28 protein-coding genes and 3 pseudogenes are annotated in these 24,889 nt (G+C 69.6%); 16 read left to right on the top strand and 15 right to left on the bottom strand.

The features are described from left to right. Nucleotides 1-435: 435 nt before the first annotated feature. On the top strand, nt 436-915 hold the full coding sequence (locus tag ACFWPQ_RS22740; RefSeq protein WP_384037562.1) for a YceI family protein: 480 nt from the start codon (nt 436-438) through the stop codon (nt 913-915). Nucleotides 916-943: 28 nt separating this feature from the next. Here the strand turns inward: ACFWPQ_RS22740 and ACFWPQ_RS22735 are convergent, their stop codons facing one another. The 3 genes and pseudogenes from ACFWPQ_RS22735 to ACFWPQ_RS22725 form a co-directional block, all read right to left on the bottom strand. Beyond that, the gene (locus ACFWPQ_RS22735; RefSeq protein WP_384037559.1) at nt 944-1,186 is read right to left on the bottom strand and encodes a hypothetical protein; all 243 of its coding nucleotides are present in this window, start codon (nt 1,184-1,186) and stop codon (nt 944-946) included. After that, entirely contained in the window at nt 1,183-1,431 is a 249-nt protein-coding gene (locus ACFWPQ_RS22730; RefSeq protein ID WP_384037960.1) for a hypothetical protein, read from the bottom strand. Before ACFWPQ_RS22730 ends, ACFWPQ_RS22735 begins: the two co-directional genes overlap by 4 nt. Before the next feature lie 171 nt (nt 1,432-1,602). After that, nucleotides 1,603-1,917 (bottom strand): annotated as a pseudogene (locus tag ACFWPQ_RS22725) (ATP-binding protein); the annotation flags it as partial. A 197-nt stretch (nt 1,918-2,114) separates the two neighbouring features. Between ACFWPQ_RS22725 and ACFWPQ_RS22720 the strand changes: the two are divergent. Next, nucleotides 2,115-3,008: a helix-turn-helix domain-containing protein gene (locus tag ACFWPQ_RS22720; RefSeq protein ID WP_384037556.1), complete on the top strand. Its 894-nt coding sequence runs from the start codon at nt 2,115-2,117 to the stop codon at nt 3,006-3,008. Beyond that, entirely contained in the window at nt 3,005-3,190 is a 186-nt protein-coding gene (locus ACFWPQ_RS22715) for a DUF397 domain-containing protein (RefSeq protein ID WP_384037554.1), read from the top strand. Before ACFWPQ_RS22720 ends, ACFWPQ_RS22715 begins: the two co-directional genes overlap by 4 nt. Here the strand turns inward: ACFWPQ_RS22715 and ACFWPQ_RS22710 are convergent, their stop codons facing one another. Continuing rightward, nucleotides 3,191-3,580, bottom strand: coding sequence for a hypothetical protein (locus ACFWPQ_RS22710; protein ID WP_384037551.1), 390 nt, complete (start codon nt 3,578-3,580; stop codon nt 3,191-3,193). Between the two features lie 19 nt (nt 3,581-3,599). Further along, entirely contained in the window at nt 3,600-3,983 is a 384-nt protein-coding gene (locus tag ACFWPQ_RS22705; RefSeq protein ID WP_384037548.1) for a hypothetical protein, read from the bottom strand. 284 nt (nt 3,984-4,267) lie between these two features. On the opposite strand from ACFWPQ_RS22705, the gene ACFWPQ_RS22700 reads away from it, so the two are divergent. Continuing rightward, nucleotides 4,268-4,798 carry a hypothetical protein gene (locus tag ACFWPQ_RS22700; protein ID WP_384037545.1) on the top strand — a complete coding sequence of 177 codons (531 nt, stop codon included), beginning with the start codon at nt 4,268-4,270 and terminating at the stop codon, nt 4,796-4,798. On the opposite strand, the gene ACFWPQ_RS22695 is transcribed toward ACFWPQ_RS22700, so the two are convergent. From ACFWPQ_RS22695 to ACFWPQ_RS22685, 3 genes and pseudogenes are all read right to left on the bottom strand, one after another. Further along, the gene (locus ACFWPQ_RS22695) at nt 4,795-5,298 is read right to left on the bottom strand and encodes a transposase (RefSeq protein WP_384037542.1); all 504 of its coding nucleotides are present in this window, start codon (nt 5,296-5,298) and stop codon (nt 4,795-4,797) included. The genes ACFWPQ_RS22700 and ACFWPQ_RS22695 overlap by 4 nt on opposite strands. Nucleotides 5,299-5,482: 184 nt before the next feature. Beyond that, nucleotides 5,483-5,887 (bottom strand): annotated as a pseudogene (locus ACFWPQ_RS22690) (transposase); the annotation flags it as partial. 729 nt (nt 5,888-6,616) lie between these two features. Next, nucleotides 6,617-7,069, bottom strand: a complete 453-nt coding sequence (locus tag ACFWPQ_RS22685; RefSeq protein WP_384037539.1) for an SUKH-4 family immunity protein — start codon at nt 7,067-7,069, stop codon at nt 6,617-6,619. Nucleotides 7,070-7,432: 363 nt separating this feature from the next. On the opposite strand from ACFWPQ_RS22685, the gene ACFWPQ_RS22680 reads away from it, so the two are divergent. The 7 genes from ACFWPQ_RS22680 (at nt 7,433) to ACFWPQ_RS22650 (ending at nt 13,803) form a co-directional block, all read left to right on the top strand. After that, on the top strand, nt 7,433-7,954 hold the full coding sequence (locus ACFWPQ_RS22680) for a hypothetical protein (protein ID WP_384037536.1): 522 nt from the start codon (nt 7,433-7,435) through the stop codon (nt 7,952-7,954). Nucleotides 7,955-8,149: 195 nt separating this feature from the next. Next, nucleotides 8,150-8,773: a class F sortase gene (locus ACFWPQ_RS22675; RefSeq protein WP_384037533.1), complete on the top strand. Its 624-nt coding sequence runs from the start codon at nt 8,150-8,152 to the stop codon at nt 8,771-8,773. Nucleotides 8,774-9,039: 266 nt separating this feature from the next. After that, entirely contained in the window at nt 9,040-9,243 is a 204-nt protein-coding gene (locus ACFWPQ_RS22670; RefSeq protein WP_384037530.1) for a hypothetical protein, read from the top strand. Further along, on the top strand, nt 9,243-11,864 hold the full coding sequence (gene nirB, locus ACFWPQ_RS22665; RefSeq protein WP_384037527.1) for a nitrite reductase large subunit NirB: 2,622 nt from the start codon (nt 9,243-9,245) through the stop codon (nt 11,862-11,864). Before ACFWPQ_RS22670 ends, nirB begins: the two co-directional genes overlap by 1 nt. After that, complete coding sequence (nirD, locus tag ACFWPQ_RS22660; protein ID WP_384037524.1) at nt 11,861-12,211, top strand: nitrite reductase small subunit NirD; 351 nt, start codon at nt 11,861-11,863, stop codon at nt 12,209-12,211. The genes nirB and nirD overlap by 4 nt, the downstream gene beginning before the upstream one ends. A gap of 227 nt (nt 12,212-12,438) precedes the next feature. Continuing rightward, nucleotides 12,439-13,371, top strand: coding sequence for an aminoglycoside phosphotransferase family protein (locus ACFWPQ_RS22655; protein WP_384037521.1), 933 nt, complete (start codon nt 12,439-12,441; stop codon nt 13,369-13,371). A 39-nt stretch (nt 13,372-13,410) separates the two neighbouring features. Further along, the gene (locus tag ACFWPQ_RS22650; protein ID WP_384037518.1) at nt 13,411-13,803 is read left to right on the top strand and encodes a VOC family protein; all 393 of its coding nucleotides are present in this window, start codon (nt 13,411-13,413) and stop codon (nt 13,801-13,803) included. A 26-nt stretch (nt 13,804-13,829) separates the two neighbouring features. Here the strand turns inward: ACFWPQ_RS22650 and ACFWPQ_RS22645 are convergent, their stop codons facing one another. From ACFWPQ_RS22645 to ACFWPQ_RS22625, 5 genes are all read right to left on the bottom strand, one after another. Then, a complete protein-coding gene (locus tag ACFWPQ_RS22645) occupies nt 13,830-14,441 on the bottom strand; it encodes a YciI family protein (protein WP_384037516.1) in 612 nt (203 codons plus the stop codon). A 164-nt stretch (nt 14,442-14,605) separates the two neighbouring features. Beyond that, the gene (locus tag ACFWPQ_RS22640) at nt 14,606-16,882 is read right to left on the bottom strand and encodes an FtsX-like permease family protein (RefSeq protein ID WP_384037513.1); all 2,277 of its coding nucleotides are present in this window, start codon (nt 16,880-16,882) and stop codon (nt 14,606-14,608) included. Next, entirely contained in the window at nt 16,879-17,559 is a 681-nt protein-coding gene (locus ACFWPQ_RS22635; protein WP_384037510.1) for an ABC transporter ATP-binding protein, read from the bottom strand. Before ACFWPQ_RS22635 ends, ACFWPQ_RS22640 begins: the two co-directional genes overlap by 4 nt. Before the next feature lie 18 nt (nt 17,560-17,577). Then, nucleotides 17,578-17,991, bottom strand: coding sequence for a hypothetical protein (locus ACFWPQ_RS22630; protein WP_384037507.1), 414 nt, complete (start codon nt 17,989-17,991; stop codon nt 17,578-17,580). Nucleotides 17,992-18,215: 224 nt separating this feature from the next. Continuing rightward, nucleotides 18,216-18,782 (bottom strand): TetR/AcrR family transcriptional regulator, encoded by a 567-nt coding sequence (locus tag ACFWPQ_RS22625; protein ID WP_384037504.1) that lies wholly within the window; start codon nt 18,780-18,782, stop codon nt 18,216-18,218. Nucleotides 18,783-18,916: 134 nt separating this feature from the next. Here ACFWPQ_RS22625 and ACFWPQ_RS22620 point away from each other — a divergent pair, with 134 nt between their 5' ends. Then, nucleotides 18,917-19,726: an SDR family NAD(P)-dependent oxidoreductase gene (locus ACFWPQ_RS22620; RefSeq protein ID WP_384037501.1), complete on the top strand. Its 810-nt coding sequence runs from the start codon at nt 18,917-18,919 to the stop codon at nt 19,724-19,726. Nucleotides 19,727-19,820: 94 nt separating this feature from the next. Here the strand turns inward: ACFWPQ_RS22620 and ACFWPQ_RS22615 are convergent, their stop codons facing one another. Further along, nucleotides 19,821-20,981 carry a lactate 2-monooxygenase gene (locus ACFWPQ_RS22615; RefSeq protein ID WP_384037498.1) on the bottom strand — a complete coding sequence of 387 codons (1,161 nt, stop codon included), beginning with the start codon at nt 20,979-20,981 and terminating at the stop codon, nt 19,821-19,823. A gap of 74 nt (nt 20,982-21,055) precedes the next feature. Between ACFWPQ_RS22615 and ACFWPQ_RS22610 the strand changes: the two genes are divergently transcribed. The 4 genes from ACFWPQ_RS22610 (at nt 21,056) to ACFWPQ_RS22595 (ending at nt 24,422) form a co-directional block, all read left to right on the top strand. Beyond that, nucleotides 21,056-22,201, top strand: a complete 1,146-nt coding sequence (locus tag ACFWPQ_RS22610; RefSeq protein ID WP_384037495.1) for an Lrp/AsnC family transcriptional regulator — start codon at nt 21,056-21,058, stop codon at nt 22,199-22,201. Between the two features lie 170 nt (nt 22,202-22,371). Further along, nucleotides 22,372-23,091: a rhomboid family intramembrane serine protease gene (locus tag ACFWPQ_RS22605; RefSeq protein ID WP_384037493.1), complete on the top strand. Its 720-nt coding sequence runs from the start codon at nt 22,372-22,374 to the stop codon at nt 23,089-23,091. A gap of 82 nt (nt 23,092-23,173) precedes the next feature. Then, nucleotides 23,174-23,839 carry a class I SAM-dependent methyltransferase gene (locus tag ACFWPQ_RS22600; protein ID WP_384037490.1) on the top strand — a complete coding sequence of 222 codons (666 nt, stop codon included), beginning with the start codon at nt 23,174-23,176 and terminating at the stop codon, nt 23,837-23,839. A gap of 109 nt (nt 23,840-23,948) precedes the next feature. Continuing rightward, the gene (locus tag ACFWPQ_RS22595) at nt 23,949-24,422 is read left to right on the top strand and encodes a hypothetical protein (RefSeq protein WP_384037487.1); all 474 of its coding nucleotides are present in this window, start codon (nt 23,949-23,951) and stop codon (nt 24,420-24,422) included. A 25-nt stretch (nt 24,423-24,447) separates the two neighbouring features. Here the strand turns inward: ACFWPQ_RS22595 and ACFWPQ_RS22590 are convergent. Continuing rightward, nucleotides 24,448-24,885, bottom strand: a pseudogene (locus ACFWPQ_RS22590) (hypothetical protein); the annotation flags it as partial. Nucleotides 24,886-24,889: the final 4 nt, after the last annotated feature.

Raw genomic sequence — 24,889 nt, 5'->3', positions numbered from 1 at the left:
ATCCCGGTATCCGGGCGAACGAACCGGGGCGGCCGTCACATACACCCCAGACAACCGGGAATAGCACAATTCAAGAAAACGTGAAATCCACAGAATCCACGGAATCCGTGGATTCCAGGAATATCGAGCACTTCCTGAGCGGATCCCATGGTGATGATGTGCAGCTTCGGTGACGGTATACGGAATTCCCGAACTCCTATGTCCGGACAACCACTTGCGACAATTCCCCGAGTCGACTAACTAGATAAATCATGAACTTGTTCAGCCGCCCCCACACGGCCCGCCGCACCCCCACGATCCCCCCCACGCCCGACGGGAGCACCGGCCTCCCCCACCTCGGCCCCCACCCTCCTCGACCCCTCCCTCGCCGCCCTCACCGGCGAGTGGGTCATCGACCCGGCGCACAGCAGAATCGGTTTCTCGGTCCGGCACGCGATGGTGACGACGGTCCGCGGGGCCTTCACCGAGTACAAGAGCCGCCTCTACTTCGACGGCCGCGACCCGTCCCGCTCCCAGGCGGAGATCATCCTGTCCACGGGCAGCGTCGACACGGGCGTGGAACAGCGGGACGCCCATGTGACGGGGCGCGACTTCCTCGACTCCCCGACCTATCCGCGGATGCGTTTCCAGAGCACGGCGGTACGCCTGAAAGCGCCGGACGTCTACGTCATGACCGGCGACCTGACCATCAAGGCCACGACGCGCCCGGTGGACCTGGAGCTCACCTACATAGGCAACGTCACGGACCCCTTCGGCTACCAGCGCGCCGGCTTCGACGGCACCACCACGATCAACCGCATGGACTGGGGCCTGGCCTACAACTCCCGCCTGGCGGAGGGCGGGGCGATGGTGAGCGAGACGGTACGGCTGCAGTTCGACATCGCGGCGATCCGGACGGTGCCGGAGGGGGGCTGAGGCCACGGGCCGCCGCCCTGAAGCCATTTCAAAGCGAGGAAATGAGCCTGACCACCGTCACGGTCAGGACGGATCCGGAGACGTAGTAGAGCACGATGACCCCCAGCACCGTGGCCTCGCGGCGGTCACGCTCGCCTGTGACCGCGGTCGACCCGTGTCCGTAGGGATCTCGTCCGATGGTTGCCACCATGGCGTCTCTGAACGCGGGGGCATTGCCCATCTTGGCCAGGGTGTCGTCGGCAGGTGGGGCGTAGGTGATGCGGTAGATCAAGCGACGCCCCGCCTCTCGGCCTCGTCCGCCGCCAGGCGCCGAAGCAGCGCCTCCGCCTCCGGGTCGGGAACGGCTTCGAGCATCCAGTGCCGCATGACCGCGTGGATGTCCTCCACACCGGCCTCGTTGACAGCCCGGTCGAACTCCTCGCGCCGCGTCTCGGGGAGAGCCGCGCGGATGCCAGGGATGCTGTTGGGTACCTCGACCTCGACGCCGTTGACGAAGGTCTTCAACGGTTCGGCCATGGTCGTCCTCCTCAAAGGCGGGGGTGCGCTGCCGCCACCGTAATCGGCGAGCACGGCCGGCCGTACGACATCGAGCTCGCACCACACGACCTTGCCGACGGCGAGTTCGCCGACGCCCCATCGATCGGCGACGCCGCCCACGATGAGCAACCCGCGGCCGAACATCTCGTCCCGTGACGGATCACGCGGGCTCGGCAGCAGCTCTCCCTTCGGGTCGGAGACGGACACGCGTAAGACACGTTCGGTGAGGGCGATTTCGACCCGAAAGAGCCGGCCGCGGAGACAGCCGTGCAGTACGGCGTTGCCGGCCAGCTCGGAGACGACCAGGGCGGCGTCGGCGGCCAGTTCGGGATGACCCCAGTCGGTGACGAGGCGGTGGGCCCGGCGGCGGGCGAGGCTGACGCTCCTGGGGAGGGGGGTGTAGTCGAGGCGGTCGTAGCGGAGGGGGATGGCGCCGGGCTCGGCAGGTTCCTTGGGGACGACCATGTCGATGACCTCCGGGCTTGGGTGGGCAGCGCCACGCACCAACCGGCGCCGCTCTGCGATCAGTTCGTCACCGACGGTAGGGTGCGCGCGTCGCGCTATGCAAGTTCATCCTGGATAAATTCCTCCGAGAGTGGTTTGCGTGGCGCGCCTTCACCGCGCCAGACTGCCGCCGCACCCACGTCAGGAGGAGCACCAGCGTGACCACAGACCAGCCGATGCAGGGCAACAGCACCTCCACCGTTCTCGGCCGCCGACTGGGTGGCGAGCTCATCAAGTTGCGCATCGCGGCCGGTCTGACACAGACGCATGCCGCCAAGGCGCTCACCGCTTCCACGACGAAGGTCGCGAAAATGGAGCGGGGCTGGGTCCCGGTGCGCGATCCGGATGTCCGGGCCCTGTGCGAGTTGTACCGAATCCACGACCCCGGCATGGTCGGCGGACTCCTGGAACTGGCGAGGGTCGACCGTGAGCGCCGCAAGGCAAAGGGCTGGTGGGACGACTTCACCATCCCGGGCGTGATGCAGGAGTACGTTGCGCTGGAGAGCGCTGCAACAGCCATCAAGACGTGGCAGCCCGCGTTCGTCCCCGGTCTCCTCCAAACACCGGATTACGTCCGGGCACTGCGGCTGAGCCCTGCGGCCGCGATGACCAAGAGCCCCGAGCCGGACGACAAGTTCGTCGAGGCTCGTCTCGCCCGGCAGCGGCGCCTCCACGACGACCCGCCACTGTCCTTGCGGGTCACCATCTACGAAGCGGTTCTACGCAACTTCCCCGGCGGATCCACGACGGCCAAAGGCCAGCTCGAAGAGCTGGTGAAGGCAGCCGACCTACCGAACGTCGCCCTACGCGTGTTCCCCTTTGCCGGCGGCACCCACTCGGGCCTCAACGGCTCGTTCAACGTCATCTCGTTCGCCGCCCCAGGAGCTATGGACGTCGTCTACGTAGAGGCCCCCTTCGCCCAGCGCTGGGTCGAGGGCGGGCAGGGCGCGGCCGCCTACGATGAATTGTTCGAGAAGATCACCGAATGCGCGTTGGACGAGCAGGAGTCGGTGTCCTTCCTCCACAAGTTGCGCAAGGAGTTGTCACCGTGACCGAACTCGATTACCGCAAGTCCAGCTACAGCGACGATGCGGCCGAATGCGTCGAGATAGCCACCAACATCCCGGCAACCGTCGCCATACGAGACTCAAAACGTCCCACCGGCCCCTCCCTCCGGCTCCTTTCAACAACCTGGACGACGTTCCAGACGGCCCTCCGAGAAGGCGCGTTGTAGCTACGACGCTTGGCTGGTTCCGCCTGAGCCGACGACGCAGCCGGCCTCCATCATGATCCGATACGCCACCGCGGCAGACTCAACCACCGCATCCCACAACGGCGACGCGACATATTCCACGTCCGACCTGTCAGTTCCCTCCCGCCCCAGCAGCTCCTCAAGGGCCAGGCCCAACGCCGCCAGCGCTGCAGCCTCCTGCCGCGATGCCAGAACCGTGCCCAAGGCTGCGACCGGGTCATCCAGCACCAGGGTGTCGTCGTACAGGATGTTGAGATTCATCGTGAAGTCGTCGAAGTAACCCTCGCCGTGATAGACCCGTCCGATCCATACGCGCTCCTGATGGGCCCTGTCGGACAGCGCCTCAACAGCAGAGAGGACGTTGTGCCTCATATCCTGGAATCGCACCGCGTCAGCCAAAGATGAGCTCAACGTCGTTCTCCACACAAAACTGCAGGACGACCACCAACTGACGAATATCATCGATGTGCCGCTGCTGAAGCGGATCGGCGCCGTCCCTGCCCGAGCCATCGGCAATCCCCCGAAGACGCGGGAGCATCACAGCACATTCGGCGGCCGTCAAATCGGGGCCGCCGTCATCGGGATGGTCGAGAGGCGGCGAAAGCACAGTGGAGACATCACTCCACTCTCGCAATCCGCCGAAACCTTGCATGGAATCGAGAGCGAACCCTTCGACACACGCCAGCCAACCCCGGAACACACCGAAGCCAGTGTAGGACCACGACACGTCCGGGCTGGAAACATCTCCGTCCCCTGGAAACAGGACAAGCCCCACTGCATCCTCCCCTGATCCGTCGCCTGCACAGGATCGACCTTGTCGTCCGGGGATGGCAACCGAGATCATTCGGCACCTGCCGCACTTCGTTTGCTGCGATGAGATTTGACTGCTGAGCGCCGCCAGACAGGAACCCGCCAGACGGCCGACGCTCGACCGACAGGCGTGATGCGCCTAGCACACCTGCACCACGTCCACTAGAGATCTTTAACGGTTGGGGTTACGCAGGAGCGCATCCCCTTGGACGGGCTGTCGTGCCACACCGAGCCATCGGTCTGGCAGGGTTGACCGCGAACGGCGGCGGCAAACTGCTGCTCGCTGCGACCGCGGCCTGCGACGTCTACGATGCGGCGGCCGCACCGAGCGGCCCCAGACAGCGGACGATGGTGGGATCGAGGATCTTGCAGATGAGGACTTGGCTGGAGGGGCTGTTCAGAAAGGAACCGCTCAGCACCATGGATGATGAGGTGTCGTTGGAGAGCCGGGCGGAGATCTCACCCGAGGAACGAGCGGTTCTGCTCGTCGGAATCCTCGACGACCCCACGGCGCGGGAGGACGAGAAGTTCGACGCGGCGATGGACCTGGAGGACTTCAGCGGCCCGGTCGTCGAAACGTGCCTGATCCGGATCATTCGCGCTGAGGACTTCACCAGCGTGTTGGCCCAGCATTGTGCCGAGTCCCTCGGAGGGATCTGGGCAAGGACCGGCCGTGTGGACCCCGCCTTCATGGCGCAGCTGAGAGGTCCGGCGAAGAGCGAAGTCTTCGGCATTCTCGGCATCCGCGCCCCGCACTTGCTGCCTCCGAACGCCCTTTAGAGATCGTTAATGGCCGAGGTGTACGGCGGTTGGAGGTCGAGCCCGGTTTTGGCGATCAGGCCCTCGATGAGGAGGGGGCGGTACTGCATCCGTTTGAGCCGGGTCTTCACCAACGCAGTGAGCTGGTCGAGGCTGTGTTTCGTGAGGTTGGCGAGCAACCTCTTCAGGTGCGACCACACGCCCTCGACGGGGTTGAACTCCGGAGCGTACGGGGGCAGCTGGTAGACGGTCAGCCATAATCGGGCGGCGATCAGCTCGCGCATGGTGCAGCTGACGTGCGTGTTCAGATTGTCCCAGACCAGCACGACGGGGCCGGCGAGCTGCTGGTGTGCGGCATCCAGCAGGCGGGCGTAGTCGGTCTCGGTGAAGCCCTTGCGGCGACCCTTGGCAGGGCCAAGGTCGAGGTGGATGCGGTAGATCAGCCGGGGCCGTCGGCCGGGTTTGGTGCAGATCAGCGCCGCCATCGAGACGCGTTTGGTGCCCTGGGCGGTGACCCGCACCACCGGCGTGTGGCCCCGGGGGCCCCAGGTGCGGCCTTTGGGCGGCCTCAGGCCCTGGCCTGCTTCGTCCTCGAAGCAGGCCAGGCGCCCAAGTCCGCCGCCCTCTTTTTATGACGGGCCACTGCTCGTCCTTCCAGGCGGCGATCTTCGCCTCGTTGCGCTCGGTGGCCTTGCGGGAGGGAACCTGCACGCTCCAGCCGATGCGGTGCAGCAGCAGGTCCAACCCGGCCAGGGTGCATTCGACACCGAACCGGCGGCGCACGACCTCGGCGACCCTCGCCAGGGTCCAGCACTGGTCACTCCAGCCCGAGGCGGCAGGACCGGCGTCCAGCACCGCCTCCAGGACACGGAGTCGTCCCGCATCCAGCTTGCAGCGGGCCCCGCCGGGACCCTTGGAGGCCAGAGCACGCCGACCGCCCGAAGCCAATGCCCGCCGCCACCGGTTCGCCGACATCCGGGTCACCCTGAACCGCCGGGCTACCTCCCGGTCATTGGCCCCGGCCTCGATCAGATCGGCGGCTTCGAGCCGGACCTGCTCACGCCGAGCCCGCTCCTCGGTTGTCAATCCACCGCCGTCGGGATATCTCATCCTCCCGGCATAGCGCAGCCCACCGGAGCCGTCACGACCCCACGTAACCCGCACAGTTAAAGATCTCTAGACGCCAGAACGCGCTGGCCGACCCTTCAACCGGACAGAATGCCGGTTCGCTCACGTACGAATACTGCACCAGTAAGGCGAGTTCCCCAGCCAGCTTCAGATGGGCAGGGTTCTCTCGAAACGTCGGACAGTTTCGCTCAACATAACCCAAAACTTCCCCACAGAATTCAGCAAGAACAGAAAAGAACTCGCCGATTTCGCACTTTCCGGCAATTTCACCCCATGATCGCACCACCGCAACAGTTCGACCTACCGGCCCGAATTGAACGAGTAGATCATTCTCGGTGAAGCCGACTCTCCCGGCATTCCCGCTTCGAACATCCCGAGCCGCAAAAAGCAGGGAGAACACGAAGTCTAGAGCCCGGAGTGCCTGGAAATTCCTCGGTTCCGAACTCCTCCATGGTCAGACTCACGTGGGCCTCGAAGTACTCATAGCGCAGGTCCATTTCACTAGCCGACGCGAGACGGTCTATCTGTTTCGCCGTTGGCTGCCTTACGGAGTCCGGATCGAAATTAAGGACAAACATGATTCACCTGCATTCCGACGTCCGAATTCCGATCGCATTTACCAGCCGCCCGCACCTCGGAACGGCTAGGGCGGCCGATTGCAGCAGCGGAGCCAGTAGCCGCGGGATCGGATGGGCCGCCATACCTGCAAGGCTAAGCATAGTCTCCGAGCGAAACTGCCCACCTAATCTCATACCAGTAGCTATCCTCCCGATAGGCACGTGAATCGATTCCACGAATTCCAGCCTCTAGCCTCTGCGCCAACGCCTCATTTTCGTCTTCACCCTCACCCTCATCCTCGGGACCACCCGCTTCCTCAACACCAGATAGCAGGTCTACAAAAAATTGCAAGCACTCTGCAAACCTCTCCAGCGATGAATTGACGAATGAGACCGTAGAACCATCATGAGTTTCCAGCACCTCCCGACTTTCAAGGTCAATCATCAACTTGCCGAATGCTCCTGTAAAGCCAAATTGAACCAGCGAGCGATCATCGATTTGATCGATTTCCAGGGCGTGCACCGGCTTGTAAGCCGCATACACCGCCCCCGCTGGAACCTTGATTTCCCCCAAGGATGGTGCGTCGCGCGACGTCAGAGTGGTCATGATCAAATCGTTAGTAGGCATGATGTCTCCCCGATACCAGAAGTGGGCGGCCATCACCCTGCCCGACATCCACGGACCAGGAGGCCGTCGCCCGCCCTGACCGTCTCGCCGACGAGCAGAGGCGCCGCCCCGGCCGGGAGGTCACCCGTTCGTTCCCCCCAGGACCCGCCGTTCGTGTGTTCTTCATACCGATGCCCGTGCAACCCCCTTGACCTGCCCGAACTCCCCCTCAACGGGCCTCGGGGTCGGCCGTCGTGACACCCGTTCATCCCAAAACTGACGGTGCCTCAGAGAGCGCGCCCGGGCGGTTGGCTTTTACCTCGGTAGAGCAAGGGAGTGGACGACCTCGACCGAGGGAGCACCATGCGACGCACCGCCCGTCTGCTGACCGGGACCGCGCTGGCCGTGGCCACGGCCGGACTCGCCGTCGCGCCGGCGTACGGCGGCGGCACCGGCAGCCTCGACGTGTACCCGTCGACCGCGGCGGCCGGCGGCCAGGTCACCGTGAACACGGCGGTGTGCGGCGAGAAGGGCACGGCGGTCGGGGACGCCACTTCGGTCGGCGCCGGCACGTTCACCCTTGCGCCCAGTACGCACGAGGGCGAGGCGATCGGGCAGTTCCAGGTGCCGCCTAGCGCGCAACCGGGGACGTACGAGATCGTCGCGAAGTGCGCCGAGGGGAACCGGCAGGTGACCGGGGACCTGGTGGTGGCACTGACGCCGGCCGCGGGGCAGGTCCTGCCCCACGGCAGTGTGAAGACGGGGGTCGGTGGCGCCTTCGGCTCCGACCCCGTACAGACCGCGGCGGGCGTGTCGGCTCTGGCCGTCGCCGCCGCGGGCGGTACCTGGCTCCTGCATCGCCGGGCGAGAGGCGATGCGATCTGACGGACACCCTCCGCTGTCCGTCCGCCGGTACCGCACATCCCACCCCCTCCGGGTCCGACGCCCCTCGCGGCCCGGAGGGGGAGGGGGTCACGTCTAGAGGGTGACGTGTAGAGGGTCGCGTTCGTTAGAGGCTCTCACCGCCTACGGCACCTCACTCCCTCGTTAGAAGCTCTAACCCCAGGAGGAGGGGTTCACATGCGCAAGATCGGGGACACCGCGATAGCCGCCGTGACCGTCATAGCCCTCGGGTCCGGCGTATGGCTGCTCGGCCCCGGCATCGGACCGCACAGCGCGCCGCCTCAGCCGTCCGCCGCCGAGGGCCGCCCCGACCCCGGCGAGGAACGTCTCGAAGCCCCCGCGCTGCCCCCTTCCCCGCCCACCCGTATCCGCATCCCCGCCATCCACGTGAACGCCCCCCTCATGGGCCTGGCCCTCACCCCCTCCGGCAGCCTCGACGTCCCGCCCGCCGCGAAGAAGAACCTCGCCGGCTGGTACGAGGCCGGCACCACCCCCGGCGAGACCGGCACCGCGATCGTCGCCGGGCATGTCGACAACACCGAGGGCCCCGCCGTCTTCTACGACCTCGGCGCCCTCAGACGCGGCGCGACCATCGAGGTGGACCGGCAGGACAGGGGCGTCGCCGTGTTCAGCGTCGACGCGGTGGAGGTCTACCAGGCCCGCGACTTCCCCGACGAGAAGGTGTACGGTGCCGCGGACCGCCCCGAGCTCCGCGTCATCACCTGCGGCGGCGGCTACTCGCGTACGACGGGTTACCAGGGGAACGTCGTCGTCTTCGCCCACCTGACCGGAAGCCGTTAGCCGGCGACCGTGAGCGAGCGACCGTCGGCCGGCGGCCGTTGACCGGTGACCGGTGACCGCTCCCCGCGGACCCCTCACACCCACCCCCCGCCCCTGAAGAGGGCAGCGTTCCTCGTGGGAAACAGCGGTGATGCGGCCGGGTAACGTCGGCCCCGCACGCTCCTGGACATGACCTCGAATACGCGTGTGGTGGTGATCGGCGCCGGCCGCGCGGGCGCCTGTCCCAGTCGGCGGCCCGGCAGTCCGGCGACCACGTCGACTCCTCCGTGACGCGCGAGACGCCCGCGACGCCCTTCGGCCACGCCGAGCACCGCCCGTACCGCCGGGTGCCACTGCTCGCCGAGGTGCCGACCGGCCGCGGCCGCGCCCCCCAGGCGACCGCCCGCCCCGCGCGCGCCGCCCGCCCGGACGGCACGTCGATGGCATACGCCACACCGCTCCCCCTGCTCACCAACGACGGAGGCTCCTGATGACCACCACCCCCGGGGCCACCCCCACGATCGTGCTCGTCGGTCACGGCATGGTCGGCCAGCGCTTCCTCGAGGCGCTGGCCGAGCGCGGTCTGACCGCCACGCACCGCGTGGTCGTGCTGTGCGAGGAGCCGCGGCCCGCGTACGACCGCGTCGCGCTCACCTCGTACTTCTCGGGCCGGACTCCCGCCGAACTCTCCATGACCGACATGGAGTTCATCGAGACGCACGGCATCGAGCTGTACGTCGGCGACCCGGCGGAGACGATCGACCGCGCGACGAGGACGGTAACGGCGCGGTCCGGCAAGGAATTCGTGTACGACACGCTCGTACTCGCCACCGGTTCCTACCCGTTCGTGCCCCCGGTCCCCCACAAGGACGCGACCGGCTGCTTCGTCTACCGCACGATCGAGGACCTGCTCGCGATCGAGGAGTACGCGGGGTCGGGGGCGGCCGTGGGCGCGGTGGTCGGCGGCGGACTGCTCGGGCTGGAGGCGGCCGGTGCGCTGAAGGGGCTCGGACTCACCTCCCACATCGTGGAGTTCGCGCCGAGACTGATGCCGGTGCAGGTGGACGAGGGCGGTGGCGCGGCCCTGCTGCGCACCATCGAGGAGATGGGCCTGACGGTCCACACGGGCGTCGGCACGCAGGAGATCGTGGTCGACTCCGAGGGTGCCGTGACGGGCATGAAGCTGTCCGACGGTTCCGAACTCGCCACCGACATGGTGGTGTTCAGCGCCGGGGTCCGGCCGCGGGACCAGCTCGCCCGCGACTGCGGTCTGGCGGTCGGCGAGCGCGGTGGCATCACGGTCGACGAGCAGTGCCGTACCGTCTCCGACCCGCACGTGTTCGCGATCGGCGAGTGCGCGCTGGCGGCGGACGGCCGGGTGTACGGCCTGGTGGCGCCGGGTTACGAGCAGGCCGAGACGGCCGCGGCGACGATCGCCTCCGACGAGGCCGCCTTCACCGGCGCGGACCTGTCCACCAAGCTGAAGCTGCTCGGCGTGGACGTGGCCTCCTTCGGCGACGCGCACGGCAGCACCGAGGACTGCCTGGACGTCGTGTACTCCGACGCCCGTTCGGGTCTGTACAAGAAGCTGGTCATCGGGCGGGACGGCACCCTGCTCGGCGGCATCCTGGTCGGCGACGCGGACGCGTACGGCACGCTGAAGGCCTTCACCGGTTCGGTCCCGCCGGTCGCCCCGGAGTCGCTGGTGCTGCCGGCCGGCGCGAGCGGCGGCGCCCAGCTCGGCCCGTCCGCGCTCCCGGACGAGGCGATCATCTGCTCCTGCCACAACGTCAGCAAGGGCACGATCCGCGGCGCGGTGACCGAGCACTCCTGCACCACCGTGCCGGAGGTGAAGAAGTGCACCAAGGCCGGTACCGGCTGCGGCAGTTGCGTCAAGGTGCTCGGTCAGCTGGTCGCCGCGGAGCTGGAGGCGTCCGGCGTCGAGGTCGACAAGGGCCTGTGCGGCTGCTTCGCGCAGACCCGTGAGGAGCTGTACGAGATCGTCCTCGCGCTGCGGATCGGCACCTACCGGGACCTGCTCGACCGTTACGGCCGGGAGGGCGCCAGGGGCGGCGACGGCTGCGAGGTCTGCAAGCCGGCGGTGGCGTCGATCATCGCGTCCCTCGCCCCGACGATCGGCGCGAGCGGCTACGTCCTGGACGGCGAACAGGCCGCGCTCCAGGACAGCAACGACCACTTCCTCGCCAACCTCCAGAAGAACGGCTCGTATTCGGTCGTCCCGCGCATCCCCGGCGGTGAGATCACCCCGGAGGGCCTGATCACGATCGGTGAGATCGCCCGCGACTTCGGCCTCTACACGAAGATCACGGGTGGTCAGCGGATCGACATGTTCGGCGCGCGCGTCGAGCAACTCCCGCTGATCTGGACGCGGTTGGTGGACGCCGGCTTCGAGTCCGGGCACGCGTACGGAAAGGCCCTGCGGACCGTCAAGTCCTGTGTGGGGTCCACCTGGTGCCGGTACGGCGTCCAGGACTCGGTCCGGATGGCGATCGACCTGGAGCTGCGCTACCGGGGGCTCAGGTCCCCCCACAAGCTCAAGTCGGCGGTGTCGGGCTGCGCCCGCGAGTGCGCGGAGGCCCAGTCGAAGGACTTCGGCGTCATCGCCACCGCGGCCGGCTGGAACCTGTACGTCGGCGGCAACGGCGGCGCCACCCCGCGCCACGCGGACCTGCTCGCCCAGGACCTCACCGACGCCGAACTGGTCCGCCTCATCGACCGTTTCCTGATGTTCTACATCCGTACGGCGGACCGCCTGGAGCGCACGTCGACCTGGCTGGAGCGGATCCCCGGCGGCCTCGACCACGTCCGTGACGTCGTCGTCGAAGACTCCCTCGGCATCTGCGAGGAACTGGAGTCCCTGATGGCAGCGCACGTCGCCCACTACGCCGACGAGTGGGCGTCGACCGTGGACGACCCGGAGAAGCTCGCCCGGTTCGTGTCCTTCGTGAACGCCCCGGACACTCCCGACCCGGTCGTCGGCTTCGTGCCCGAACGCGGCCAGATGAAGCCCGACCTGCCCCTGCTGTCCATCGGCATGCGCCGCCCCGCGGAAGACCCGGCAGACGTTCTGGAAGGAAGCGCCCAGCGATGACCCTGGCACCCGAGACCACCGACCTGAAGGTCCAACTCCAGCTCGCGGAAGGCTGGTTCACGGTCTGCGACCTGAGCCTGCTCACCCCCGGCCGGGGCGTCGCCGCGCTCCTCCCGGACGGCCGCCAGGTCGCCGTCTTCCGCGACCGCGCCGACCGCCTCCACGCCATCGACAACCGCGACCCGTTCGGCGGCGCGGCGGTCCTCTCCCGCGGCCTGACCGGCACCCACCAGGGCCGCCCCTTCGTCGCCTCGCCCCTGCTGAAGCAGCGCTTCGACCTGGAGACGGGCGCGTGCCTGGACGACGAGACGGTACGGGTGACGGCGTACGAGGTACGGACGGCGTGAACCTGCCCGGCCGCCCGGCTGACTGGCTGCCCGGCCGCCCGGCCGCCCGGCTGACTGGCTGACTGGCTGCCCGGCTGCCCGGCTGCCCGGCTGCCCGGCTGAATGGCTGACTGGCTGCCCGGCTGCCCGGCTGCCCGGCTGCCCGGCTGAATGGCTGAATGGCTGAATGCTCCGGAGAACCCTGGCCCCGCCCTCGTGCCCCCCGGCGGGGCGCGTAGGGTGCCAGGATGATCGGCATTCCGGAGGCGCTGGTACGGGGCACGATCGACCGCGAGGGCGACCGCGGAGCCAGATGGATCACCGAACTCCCTTCGATCGTCGAGGACTTGCTGCACCGCTGGGACTGTGCACCCGACGGCGAGGTGACGCACGGCGGTGTCGGGGTGGTCGTCCCCGTCCGGCAGCGGGCCGACGCCCGCCCCTGCGTGGTCAAGGTGTCCTTCCCGCACCCCGGCAACGTCCACGAGCCGGACGCGTTCGAGGTGTGGGCGGGCCGTGGCGCGGTCCGCCTCCACCGGCGCGACGACGCCCGCTTCGCCCTCCTCCTGGAGCGGGCCCGCACCTCGACGCTGGCGGCGCTGGAGTCCGACGACGAGACGGTGATGACGATCGCGGGTCGCCTGAACCACCGCCTGGCCGTCCCGGCACCGGCGGGCCTGCCCCGGCTCCGGGACCGCGCCGACGCATGGGCGGCGGAGCTGCGCGAGAACGCCGCCGGCCTGTCCCACACGCTGCCGCCGCGCGTCGTGGACGCGGCCGTCGTCACGGCCCGCGAGCTGGGCCGGGCCCAGCCGGACACCCTCGTCCACGGCGACCTGCACGCCCGCAACATCCTGCGGGCGGACCGCGAGCCGTGGCTGGCGGTCGACCCGAAGGGCTACGCGGGAGACCCGGCGTACGACGGCGGTACCCTCCTCAAGTCCCGCGCCCTGAACCTCATGCGGTCCGACGACCTGCCGAAGGCCGCCCGCCGCCTCCTGGACGTCTTCGCCGAAGCGGCTCGGCTCGACCGCGAACGTGTCGTCCGCTGGGCCCAGTTCCACGCCGTCCAGGCGGCGTTCCACGGCCGCCGGCACGGCTTCCGCATCGCCCGCAGCGGCGCCCGCCGGGACCACGTCACCCAGTTCGCCGACAGACTGGCGGAGTCACTGGTGGTGTGAAAGCCGACGCGCGGGGCCGAAGGCGTGCAGGATTCCTCCATGGCCCATCTCCGCGACATGGTCTTCGACTCCGCCCACCCGGCATCGGCGGCGCGTTTCTGGGCGGCGGTCCTGGACGACTACGCCGTGGCCCCCTATGACGACACCGAGCTGGCCCGCCTCCGCGCCCTCGGCTTCGACGGCCCCGAGGACGACCCGACGGTCCTGCTCGAACCGGTGTCGGGAGGGGCCCCTCGCCTGTGGTTCCAGCTGGTGCCGGAGCAGAAGCAAGTAAAGAACCGCGTACACCCGGACGTCACAACCACCGACATGGAGGCGGAGACGGTACGGCTGACGGACCTCGGCGCGACGGTGCTCGCACGCCATGCCGATCACACGGTGCTCGCGGACCCCGAGGGCAATGAGTTCTGCCTGTTTCCCCTCACCGTCTAGCCGCCCGCCCCTGGTTCACCACCTCGTCACCGCCGCCCGCCGAACTCCCACTCATGCACCTCGACACCCGCGTACCGGACCGGATCCAGCACACCCAGTGCCCGCTCCGGATCCGCGGCCCGGACCAGCGCCGCCGTACCGATCCACATGGCTCCGTCGTCGGACAGCAGCGGGCCGAAGGCGATCAGGTCGCCGGGGTCGGTGCCGGGCGGCAGGCCGGGACCGACGCCAACACCGACGCCGTCACCATCACCGCCGCCGTCGCCGTCGCCCATACCACCGGTGGTGTGCACCGGCCCAAGGCCCAGCACCAGATACCGGTCGCCTCCGCTCCGGCCGCCGGGGAACTCCCACATGGTGCGCCCCAGCAGATTGCGCCACCGCCGCAGCAGCACGTCCCGGTACACGCCGGCCTGGTAGTTGGGCTCGTCGAAGGCGAACGCGCGGGCGGCGGCGGGGCCGGGCAGGTCGACGACGTGCACACTCCCGGTCGGCACCTCCCCGCCCGCCCCGAACGTCGGCCCCCGGGCGATCAACTCGGCCGCGTAACCGTCCATGTAGGCCCAGTGGTCCTCCACCAGCTCCGCACGCAAGGCCGCGGAGTCGGCACGGTCACGGTGGTAACAGAAGAACTCCATGACCACGGAGCCTTCCGCAGGACGGCACGGCCGCTCAACACGGTTTCCGCGAGCCGGCTCCGCTCCGGAGCGGAGCCGGGCACCGAAAGAGTTGCGGCGCCCACACCCGGCACCGCCCCCACACCCGGCACCGCCCCCACCACGGCTCCGCCCCTCTCCGTCCCTCAGTCCCGCCGGATCAACTCCGGGTCGATCCGCCGCCCGACGAGCGGCAACGCCCCCAGCGCGGCGACGACCATCACGCCCAGCGTGCCGGCGAGGAGGAGAGGCAGCCCGGCGCCGTCCCAGAAGATCGCTCCGCCGCCGGTGACCAGGTAGCCGGACTCGGCCGTCTTGCCGACGACGACGGCCAGCAGGAGTCCGACGGCCAACGGCAGTACGACCTGGGCCACCTGCACAGCCCGCAGGGTACGGGGGCGGGCGCCGAGCAGGGCGAGAGCGGTGACCTGGGGACGGCGTTCGACGGCTCGGTCGGTGGCGGCCACGAGGTAGGCCCCGATGCCGATGACAAGGCCGAGGACCATGCCCACCGCGAGGAGCGTCTTGATGACGGCGATCTGCTGAAGACCTGTGATGTCCAGGCCTTGCGGGAGCACATCAGCCGTCGGAGCGACGTGGCCGATGCCGTCGAGGACTCGGCGGACGACGTCCGGGGCGGACGCGCTGACGAGGGTGAGCGTGGCGCTCGCGGGTCGGGTGCCCCGCGGCAGCACGGACGGCGGGACCAGAACCGACTCGGGGTCGATGACCAGGCTGCCCTCGACCTCGCGGTAAGCGAGGGTGCGTTGCGGCACCGTGAGTGACAGATCGCGGTGCTCGCCCTCCAGTTGGACGGTGAGCCTCGCACCGGCGCGGGTCGCCCCGCCCTGCGTCCCCCCGATGCCCCGCAACCGCATGGCCTGCCCGTCCACGCATCGACCGGCCGACGACACGACAGCCCGGAGCTGGGTGCAGGTGGCCAGGACGACATGAGGGGACCAGGCCGTCTCGGAAGCGCCGACCAGCGACGACTGCGTGCTGACGACATGACCACGAGTCCCCGGGAGTCGTTCGAGGGCTTTCCGCTGGGGTCCGGTCAGTTGCTCGTAGGGGATGTCATAGCTCTGGATACGGGAGGGGTTCCTGGTGGCCTGGTCCAGCTGGATCAGCACTCCCTGGGCGAGGGACGCGGCGAACACCAAGAGGACGAGGCCGGCGGCCACCCGGAGCGTGCCGCTCGGCTCGGCCTCGTTGCGCCGCATGGCGAGGCCTAGGGCGAGGGAGCCGGTGGATCGGGCCACCCGCTGGGCGAGAATCCGGCACAGGGGTGCGAGGGTCGTCACCAGACCCACGCCGATCATGATGATCGCGGCCGGGATGAGCAGCGACGGCAGGAAGGTGTCGCGCGGGGCGTGACCGGTGAGCCCGGCGGCGCAGTACCCGGCGGCGATGCCCGATCCCGCGGCCAACGGCAGGAAGCCCCAGGACGACGGGGGTTTCTCCACCGCTGCCCTGCGGACGGCGAGCGGGTCGGCGGACGCCCTGCGCGCGCCGGCCCGGCCGACGAACCAGGCGAGCGCCGGGCATCCCACCAGGCAGGCCAGGAGCGTCGTACCGGCGAGCGTGCCGTCGCCCGGATACCAGGTGAATCCGGGGAGACCCACCCGTGAGAAGAGCTGGTTCAGGATCCAGTACTCGCCCAGTCCGAGGAACGCGCCCAGGCCTGCCGCCGCCACGGTCTCGGCGGCGTTCACCCGCTGTACCTCCGCGGCGCTCATGCCCAGCAGACGCAGCGCGGCCAGTCGTCGGGCCCGCTCCGCGGCCGAGAGGCGGGCGCACACGGAGAGGAACACGGCGAGGGGCAGCAGAACGATGCCGACCATCGTGAAGCGCAGGATGTCGAGCGTCGACGGGTCCACTGTGGGGATCGGTGCCTCCGGCTTCCCGAACCGGGTGACCGGCAGGCCACCGGAGAGCTCATCGCGGCTCATGCCCACGTAGGCAACGAGTTCTTCGGGACGTGCCAGCCCCTGGGGCCCGATCAGCCCCTTCTCCCTGCCCGGCAGGCGCTGGGCCAGTCCGGTCTCCGTGCGCAGCAGTTCATGCAGCCGCGGAGACACGAAGACCTCTCCGCGGTCCGGCATGTCCTCCAGCCCCGGCGGGGGCGCCACGGCTTCGGTGCCCCTCGCCAGGAAGATACGGACCAGAGGCCTTGAGCCGTACGGATCGGTGCGCTCCAGCCACAGGGGCAGCCGGTTCACACCGGTGGCGGAATGACCAGGGGGGACAGGTTGGCGGGCCGCGACACGGCCGTCCTGTGCCGCGAGGATTCCGGGAATCGTGAGGACGACCGCGAGACAGCAGACCCCGATCGATCCGCCGAGTGTCATGAGCGCGAACCGCGCGCGGTTGCCGCGCCCGCTGCCGAAGAGCAGGCGCAGCCCCAGAAGGAGTTCGTTCACCGTGCCGGCCGCCCCTGCAGGGTGAGGACGCCGTCGACCATGGTGTACCTGGTGTCCGCCCGCGCCGCGACGTCCGCGTCGTGCGTGACGAGTACGACGGCGGCGCCCTGAGAGCGCGCCAGCGTGAGGAACTCCTTCAGTACGGCCTGCGCGTTGACGCTGTCCAGCGAGCCGGTCGGCTCGTCGGCGAAGACCACCGCCGGCCGGTGCACAAGGGCACGCGCGACGGCCACCCGCTGGCCCTGCCCGCCCGACACCTGGGAGGGGCGGCGTTCCCGCAGTTCCCGGAGCCCCAGGCGGCCGAGGACCTCACCGGCGGCCGCCAGCGCCTGTGCCTTGCGCTGCCCGGCCAGCCGCAGGGGCAGCGCGGTGTTCTCCTCCACGGTCAGCTCCGGAAGGAGTTCGCCGTACTGGAAGACGAAACCGAACCGGTCGCGCCGCAGGGCGCTCAGCTCGGCGTCGCCCAGGCCGCCCAACGGGCGCCCCTCGAAACGGACTTCTCCGCTGCTGACGGGCAACACGCCGGCCAGGCAGTACAGCAGGGACGACTTCCCCGATCCGCTGGGGCCGCTGATGGCCGCGATCTCCCCGCGTCGGAGTGCGATGTTCGCCCCCCGTACGACTCGTGACGAGCCGTAGGAGAGGTCGATTCCCTGGGCAGCAAGGACTTCGGACACTGTGAGACCCGCTCAGACCTAGCGCGGCTGGTAGTGCCGCGCGGCGGAGCAGTTGTCCGGCCGGAGTGTGCCCTTGTCGAGACAGACCCGGAAGTAGGCGTCGTCCGTGTACCTCTGCGCACCGTCCCAGCTGGCATGGTGCAGATGGACCCGCTGCCGCTGCTTTCCGTAGTAGCGGTCCCAGCCGTGACCTTCGACTCGGACCTGAACGTATCCGTTGTGGTTGTCATCGGGTTCGGTGTCGATCAGGTACCCGCTCCATTCGAACGAACCATGGCTCCGCTCGGCCGGATTGAACCGGTAGAGCCCCTGCTCGAAAGCCGCGCCCCTGGTCTTCAGATCGGGCAGCTCATGCCAGGACGAGGCGAACGCCGTCCCCGCTCCCGCGAGAAAGACCCCCGCTGCCACCACACCCGCCAGCACCTTCTTCACACGCCACCTCTCCCATGACTCCGAACGGCCCCGCCGACCATCACAGTCGCAGAAAGTAGCGCGTTGATTACTTGGCGAATCCTTCACTCACTCAACCACCACCGCATCAGGTGACTCAAATCAAGACAGCGGCCGAAACGCGCCGAAACGCCCCGTGCGGTTTCGGGCAGACACGGTGACGCAGTGATTCGGTGATGCGGCGACGCGGCCCGGCGGCGCAAGCCCTACGGCCGAAACACGACCCCGACCGCCATGCGCAGCTTGGTCACGAACTCCGGGCGGTCGGCGACGCGGTGCTTCCAGCCCTCGCCGGCCGCCTGCAGGACCTCGGCGATCTGGCGGGGTGTGACGTCGCCGGCCGGCGTCCACCCGGAGTCGGTGATCGCCGTCGCGAGCGTGTCGAGGAAGGCGTCCCGGTAGTCGTCGTACATGTGATGGAGCTGCGCGGTCCCGTGCTCCAGCAGGTCGTCGACGCCCTCGTTGAGGTGCGTGCCGACGTACCGGCCGAGGTTCGCGTCGAGCGCGGCCACCAGGCGTGCGCCGAGGTCCGCGCCGGGCGCGGCCAGTGCCGTACGGACGTCCGCCAGCGCCCGGTCCAGCTCCTGCCGCATGGTCTCGCGGAACAGCTCCTCCTTGCCGGAGAAGAGGAAGTACAGGCCGGGCCGGGAGATGTCGGCGGCCCGGGCCACCGCATCCATCGACGTCTTGCGATAGCCGAACGTCGCGAAAACGGTCAGTGCCGCCGCGAGCACCTGCTCGCGGCGCTGGGTGTCCCCTCGGGTGGCGGTCATAGGCACACCATACCGACTGGGCGTGCTATACATGTTTTGTCGATTCTGTTTAGCTGTAGCAGGCGGGGGGCCGCAGCACACAAGAGCTCGAGAAGACGAGAGCACGAGAGCACGAGAGCACGAGAGAGAGCATCATGGGCAAGACCGTTCTGATCACCGGTGCTTCCACCGGCATGGGAGAGGCGCTCACCTTCGAGTACGCCGCGCGCGGCTGGAACGTGGCGGCCACCATGCGTGACACCGCCAAGGCCAACCCGGCCTTCGCCGGCCTCGGCAACGTCCTGGTCACCCGCCTCGACGTCACCGACCGCGCGGGCGTCGAGCAGGCCGTCAAGGAGACCGTCGACCGTTTCGGCGCCGTCGACGCCCTGGTCAACGCGGCCGGCTACGGCCAGGTCGGCGCCGTCGAGGAGATCAGCGCCGACCAGCTGCGCGACCAGCTGGAGACCAACGTGGTGGGCCTGGTCCAGGTGATCCAGGCCGTCCTCCCGCACATGCGGGAGCGCCGCTCGGGCCACATCCTCAACATCGGCTCCATGGGCGGTCACGTCAGCCTGCCCACGATGGCCGTGTACTGCGCCTCCAAGAGCGCCGTACAGAACCTGACGGAGGGCCTGGCCCTGGAGCTCGCCCCGCTGGGCATCCACGTCACCCTGGTCGAACCGGCGGGCTTCGACACCGGCTTCGAGGGCAACTCCAAGCTCCCGGCGACCTCCATCCCGGACTACGCGCCCGCCTACGCCACCATGGCCGAGTTCTCCGAGCAGGCGGTACGCGGCAACCTGGTGAAGTCCATGGCGGCCGTCGCCGACGTGACCGGCTCCGACGCGCCCCCGCTGCACCTGGCGGTGGCCACCGCCGGCCTGGAGATGGTGCGCGGCCGCTTCGCCGGGCTGATGGACGAGTACGCCCGCTGGGAGCAGGTCACCGCCGGCACCGACTGACCGGCCGCCGGCACGCAGCCCGTGCCGGCAAGCAGCCCGTCCCGGCCGGCAGCCCACAGCCCGCGCCGGCCGCAGGACCGCACGTCCGTGCCGGTCACAGGACCCGTCGGAGCGCCTCCGGGGTGAGGTCGGCGAGGGTCGGGTAGCCGTCGACGGCCATGATCAGGTCGGCCTCGGCGAGCAGCGCCCGCAGGATGTGGACGAGGCCGGGCTCACCGCCGTGGGCGAGGCCGTAGGCGTAGGGACGGCCGACGCCCACGGCGGTGGCGCCCAGTGCGACCGCCTTGATGATGTCCGCTCCCGTCCGGACCCCGGAGTCGAACAGGACGGGCAGGCCGTCGGCGGCCTCGACCACCTCCGGCAGCGCGTCGAGGGCGGGCAGGCCGCCGTTGGCCTGGCGGCCGCCGTGGTTGGAGCAGTAGATGCCGTCCACCCCGGCGTCCTTGGCGCGGCGTACGTCCTCGGGGTGGCAGACGCCCTTGAGGATCAGCGGCAGATCGGTGATCGACCGCAGCCAGGGCAGGTCGTTCCAGGTGAGCGGGTTGCCGAAGATCCCCGCCCAGAGCGCGACGGCGGCCTGCGGGTCGTCCTCCGGGTTCTTGCCGAGACGGGCCCGGAAGACCGGGTCGCTGGTGTAGTTGGCCAGGCAGTTCCCGCGCAGCTGCGGGAAGTTGCTGACGCTCAGGTCGCGCGGCCGCCAGCCGGTGATCCAGGTGTCCAGGGTGACCACGATCCCCTTGAACCCGGCCTTCTCGGCCCGGTGCACCAGGCTCTCGGCCAGTTCGCGGTCGGTGGGCGTGTAGAGCTGGAAGAAGCCGGGGGTGTCGCCGAACTCGCCGGCCACCTGCTCCAGCGGGTCCACGGTCAGGGTGGAGGCGATCATCGGTACGCCGGTACGGGCGGCGGCGCGGGCGACGGCGAGGTCACCGTGGCCGTCCTGCGCGCACAGCCCGATCACCCCGACCGGGGCCATGAACAGCGGCGAGGGCAGCCGCATCCCGAACAGGTCGACGGACAGGTCCCGTTCCGTGGCCCCCACCAGCATCCGCGGCACCAGCCCCCAGCGCTCGAACGCGGCGACGTTGGCCCGCTGCGTCCGCTCGTCGCCGGCACCGCCCGCGACGTACGAGCGCACCGAGGCGGGCAGCGCGGCCTGGGCGAGCGGCTCCAGATCGTCGTACGACATCGGGAACCGCGGCACCACCCCGCGCAGCCCGTCGAGGTAGATCTCGTTCTGGTAGTCGGCGAACGCCATGATGCGGCCCTTCCTCACGACTGCGCCCGCGGGATGCGGGCCCCTCGAAGTACACAGAAGTACACAATGGGAGAGTGACGCACGACGGCTTCGAAACGCAGGATTCCGGCTCTGAGGGCGGGCGGACGCAGGATGCTGCCGCCATCGTGCCGGGCCTGCTGAGCGAGGACGAGCTGGCGCTGGTCAACGCGCTGCAGCTGAGCCCGCGAGCCTCCTGGACCGAGCTCGGCCGCGCCCTGAGCGTGGACCCGGTGACGGTGGCCCGCCGCTTCCAGCGCCTCACCGCGCAGGGCACGGCCTGGGTCAGCTTCTCCCCCGGCCCGCGGCTGCTGGAGCAGATCTGCGTGGCGTACGTCGTGATCGACTGCGCTCCGGGAACGACGGCCCGGGTCGCCGGGGCCCTGGGCGCCCATCCCCACATGGTGACGATCGAGCGGACGGCCTCGGGCCACGACATCCTCGCCACCGTCGCCACCCGCGACCTGCCGGCCCTGTCCCGCTACACCCTCGACCTGCTCCCCCACCTGCCGGGCATCACCGCCGTACGGTCCCGGATCGTCACCCACATGTTCACCGAGGGCGGCCACTGGCGCATCGCCGCCCTGGCCCCGGCCCAGCGCGCCCGGCTGACGGCCCCGCTCTCGTCCACCCGGGCCACCACGACCCCGACGGCCACCACCACGGCCACCCCGGCCACCGCCACCGCCGCCGCCCACCGGCCGCTCGCCTCCGTCGACCGCGCCCTCGCCGTCCGCCTCGCCCACGACGGCCGCGCGACCTACCAGGCCCTGGCACGGGACCTCGGCGTCAGCCTGTCCACCGCCAAACGCCGCGTCGAGGCCCTCACCCGCCACGGCCTGCTCCGCTTCCGCTGCGACTTCGCCCGACCCCTCGGCGGCTGGCCGGTCGCCGTCACCTTCTGGGCCAGGGTGCCGCCCGCCGACCTCCCCGAGATCGGCCAGTCCCTCATCCGCCTCCCCGAGACCCGCAACTGCGCCGCCATCAGCGGCCCCCAGAACCTCATCCTCCAGGCCACCCTGCACTCGGTCAGCGACATCCTGCGCCTGGAGACCCACCTGGCGACGACCCACCCGACCCTCGACATCGCGGACCGGGTCGTCACCCTGCGCCAGGACAAACTCCTCGGCCGCCTGCTCGACGCGCACGGCCGCTCCGTCGGCGTCGTACCGGCGGACCTGTGGGCGGAACCGGCCCTGTGACCTCATGACGGCGCCCCGGCTCCTGTCACCGGGCTGCCGTAGAGTGCGCCGAGGTGGGGACGCGACATCCATTCGAGGGGGAGCCTGCCATGGCCATGGATGCGCCGAAGAAGAACCGGACCGGATCGGGATCGGGATCGGGATCGGGATCGGGATCCGGATCGGCACCGATGAGTCCCGAGCAGATGATCGCGGAGGCGCGGAAGGCGTTCTTCGTGATGTTCGGCCTGCTCGCGGTCGTCTGGCTCGTGCAACTGGCCAACTGGGCCGACCACTACGCCCTCGCACGGGACTACGCGCTGGTCTCCGGCGACGTCGGCACCCTGCCCGACATCCTGGTCGCGCCGCTGCTGCACTGGAGCTGGGCGCACATCGAGAGCAACTCCGGCCCCCTGTTCGTCTTCGGGTTCCTCGCGGCCTACCGAGGGGTGCTGCGCTTCCTCGGACTGACCCTGCTGATCGCGCTGAGCAGCGGCCTGGTGGTCTGGTTCTTCGAGCACGGCAACGTCGCGACGGTCGGCGCCAGCGGCCTGATCTTCGGATACTTCGGTTACGTCGTCGTACGGGGACTCTTCGACCGGCACCTGATCGACACGCTGGTCGGGATCGTCATGGGCGCGTCCTTCGCCTACCTCCTCACCGTGGCCGTCCCCGGCACACCGGGCGTGAGCTGGCTCGGCCACCTCGGCGGGCTGCTCGGGGGCCTGGCCGGAGCCTGGCTCTTCCGCGACCGCCGCGCCCCGCGTCCGGCCACCACCGCCACCACCGCCCTCACCCCCCGAACCCCGCCCGGCGGCAACACCCCACAGCCCGGCCCCGGTTCCGGCCCCACTTCCGACTCCGCGCGCGCCGACCTGTACAAGGAACTCGGCGACCTCGGCCTGCTCTGACGGGCCGAGCGCGAGGCTGCCCCCGCCCTCGTCCATGGATATCCGCTGGAGCGGTCGCTCCGGCTCTCGTAAGGTCCCGGGCATGGACTGGCAGAAGTGGCACGACAGTTACGACGCGCCCGAGTCGCCGCTCGCGCTCAGGCTGCGGAGGGTCCAGGAGCGCATCCGGCTGGCGCTCGACGACTGCCCGCCCGGTCCCGTGTCGGTGGTGAGTCTCTGCGCCGGCCAAGGACGCGACCTGCTCGGCGTCCTGCCCGGCCATCCGCGCCGTCACGACGTGCGTGCCCGCCTGGTGGAGCTGGATCCCCACAACGTCGCCGTGGCCGCCGACGCCGCCCGGTCGGCCGGGCTGCACCGGGTCGAGGTCGTCGCCGCCGACGCCGCGTCGCTCGGTCAGTACGACGGGATGACGCCGGCGGATGTCGTGCTGGTGTGCGGGGTGTTCGGCAACATCGTGGACGCGGACATCGAGCGGACGATCGACGCGTGCAGGCAGCTGTGCAGGACCGGCGGGCGGGTCATCTGGACCAGGCACCGCAAGGCCCCCGACCGTGTACCGTCGATCTGCGAGTGGTTCGAGGAACGGGGTTTCGAACGGGAGTGGGTCACCGGCCGGGAACATGTCCAGGCTGTGGGAGTCCATCGCTTCGGCGGCCGACCGGTTCCCCTTCGACCGGACGGCCACGTCTTCGACTTCGTGGGCTACGACAGGCTTCGAGAGACACGTTCGGACGGCTCTGCGGTCTGAGCCGGGTGGCCGCGCGGTCGAACGTCCAGGCCGGCGTCCCGGCAGGCACCGCATCCAACCGATATCGTCACTTTCCGCATGCGACGGTTACTCTGTGTATGGTCTTCTCATGGCCGCTCCCAGTGCCGTCCGCCGTCTCCTGCTCGCCACCGGCTTTCTGGTGCTCGTGCAGGCGGCGGTCGGCCTGGTCGTCAATCTCTACGGCCTCTATCCGGCTCACCATCGGGGCTCTCCGGCGGGGGCCCATCGCATCAGGGCCTACGAGAGCCTCACCTGGGCGGTCGGGCACGGCACCCTCGCGCTCGCCGTGCACGTCGCGCTCGGCCTCACGCTCGTCCTGCTGTCGATCGTCGCGGCAGCGCGCGCCGTGCTGCTCCGGCAGCGCGCGGTCGCGTTCTGGACCGTGCTCGGGGCACTCCTGGTCATCGGTGCCGCTGTGTTCGGTGGGAGCTTTCTCGCCGACGGCAAGACCCTCCACTCACTGCTGATGGCCCTGTTCGCACTGAGCGCCGAGGTGTGCTTCCACCTCGCCATCGACCTTCTGCCCTCCGGGCGGCACGGAGCCGTGGCCGCTCTCCGTTGAAGTGCGCCGCGTGATCAGCAACGCCTCACGCCAGGGTGACGTGCATGCCGCCTTCGGCCAGAACACCCAGGACCTCGGCGAACAGGTCGTAGAACCGGCCGTCCGGTGTGATGGCCTGGGACAGGTACTCGCGTGCGGTCACGGCGTTCCGCCAGAGCAGGGTCGCGGGAGCGGTGTAGCCGAAGGTGCCGCCCAGACAGTCGTCGAGGGCGGCCGGGCACCCGCCGAAGTAGCCACCCGGCCCGTTCACCGACTCGCCGAGCGCCAAGCGCTGACCTTGGTCCACAGCAGCCGATCGGTGATCGGCTCGCCTTGGTCGTCATGTGTCTCCAGGGCAGCCTCCGCCAGGTCCAGCGCCCCACGGGTGCCCTTCATCACTGCGGCCCGCAGCCGATCACCCTGGGAGGCCCCGCAGGACCAGTGGGGGCGCCGCCCGTTCGGCCGGCAGGACGCGGACGAAGTCGTTT

This window comes from Streptomyces sp. NPDC058464 (genome assembly GCF_042721035.1).
GTDB lineage: Bacteria > Actinomycetota > Actinomycetes > Streptomycetales > Streptomycetaceae > Streptomyces.
The sequence above is the reverse complement of the archived record's forward strand: the minus strand, read 5'-3'. Positions and strand labels throughout refer to the sequence as shown.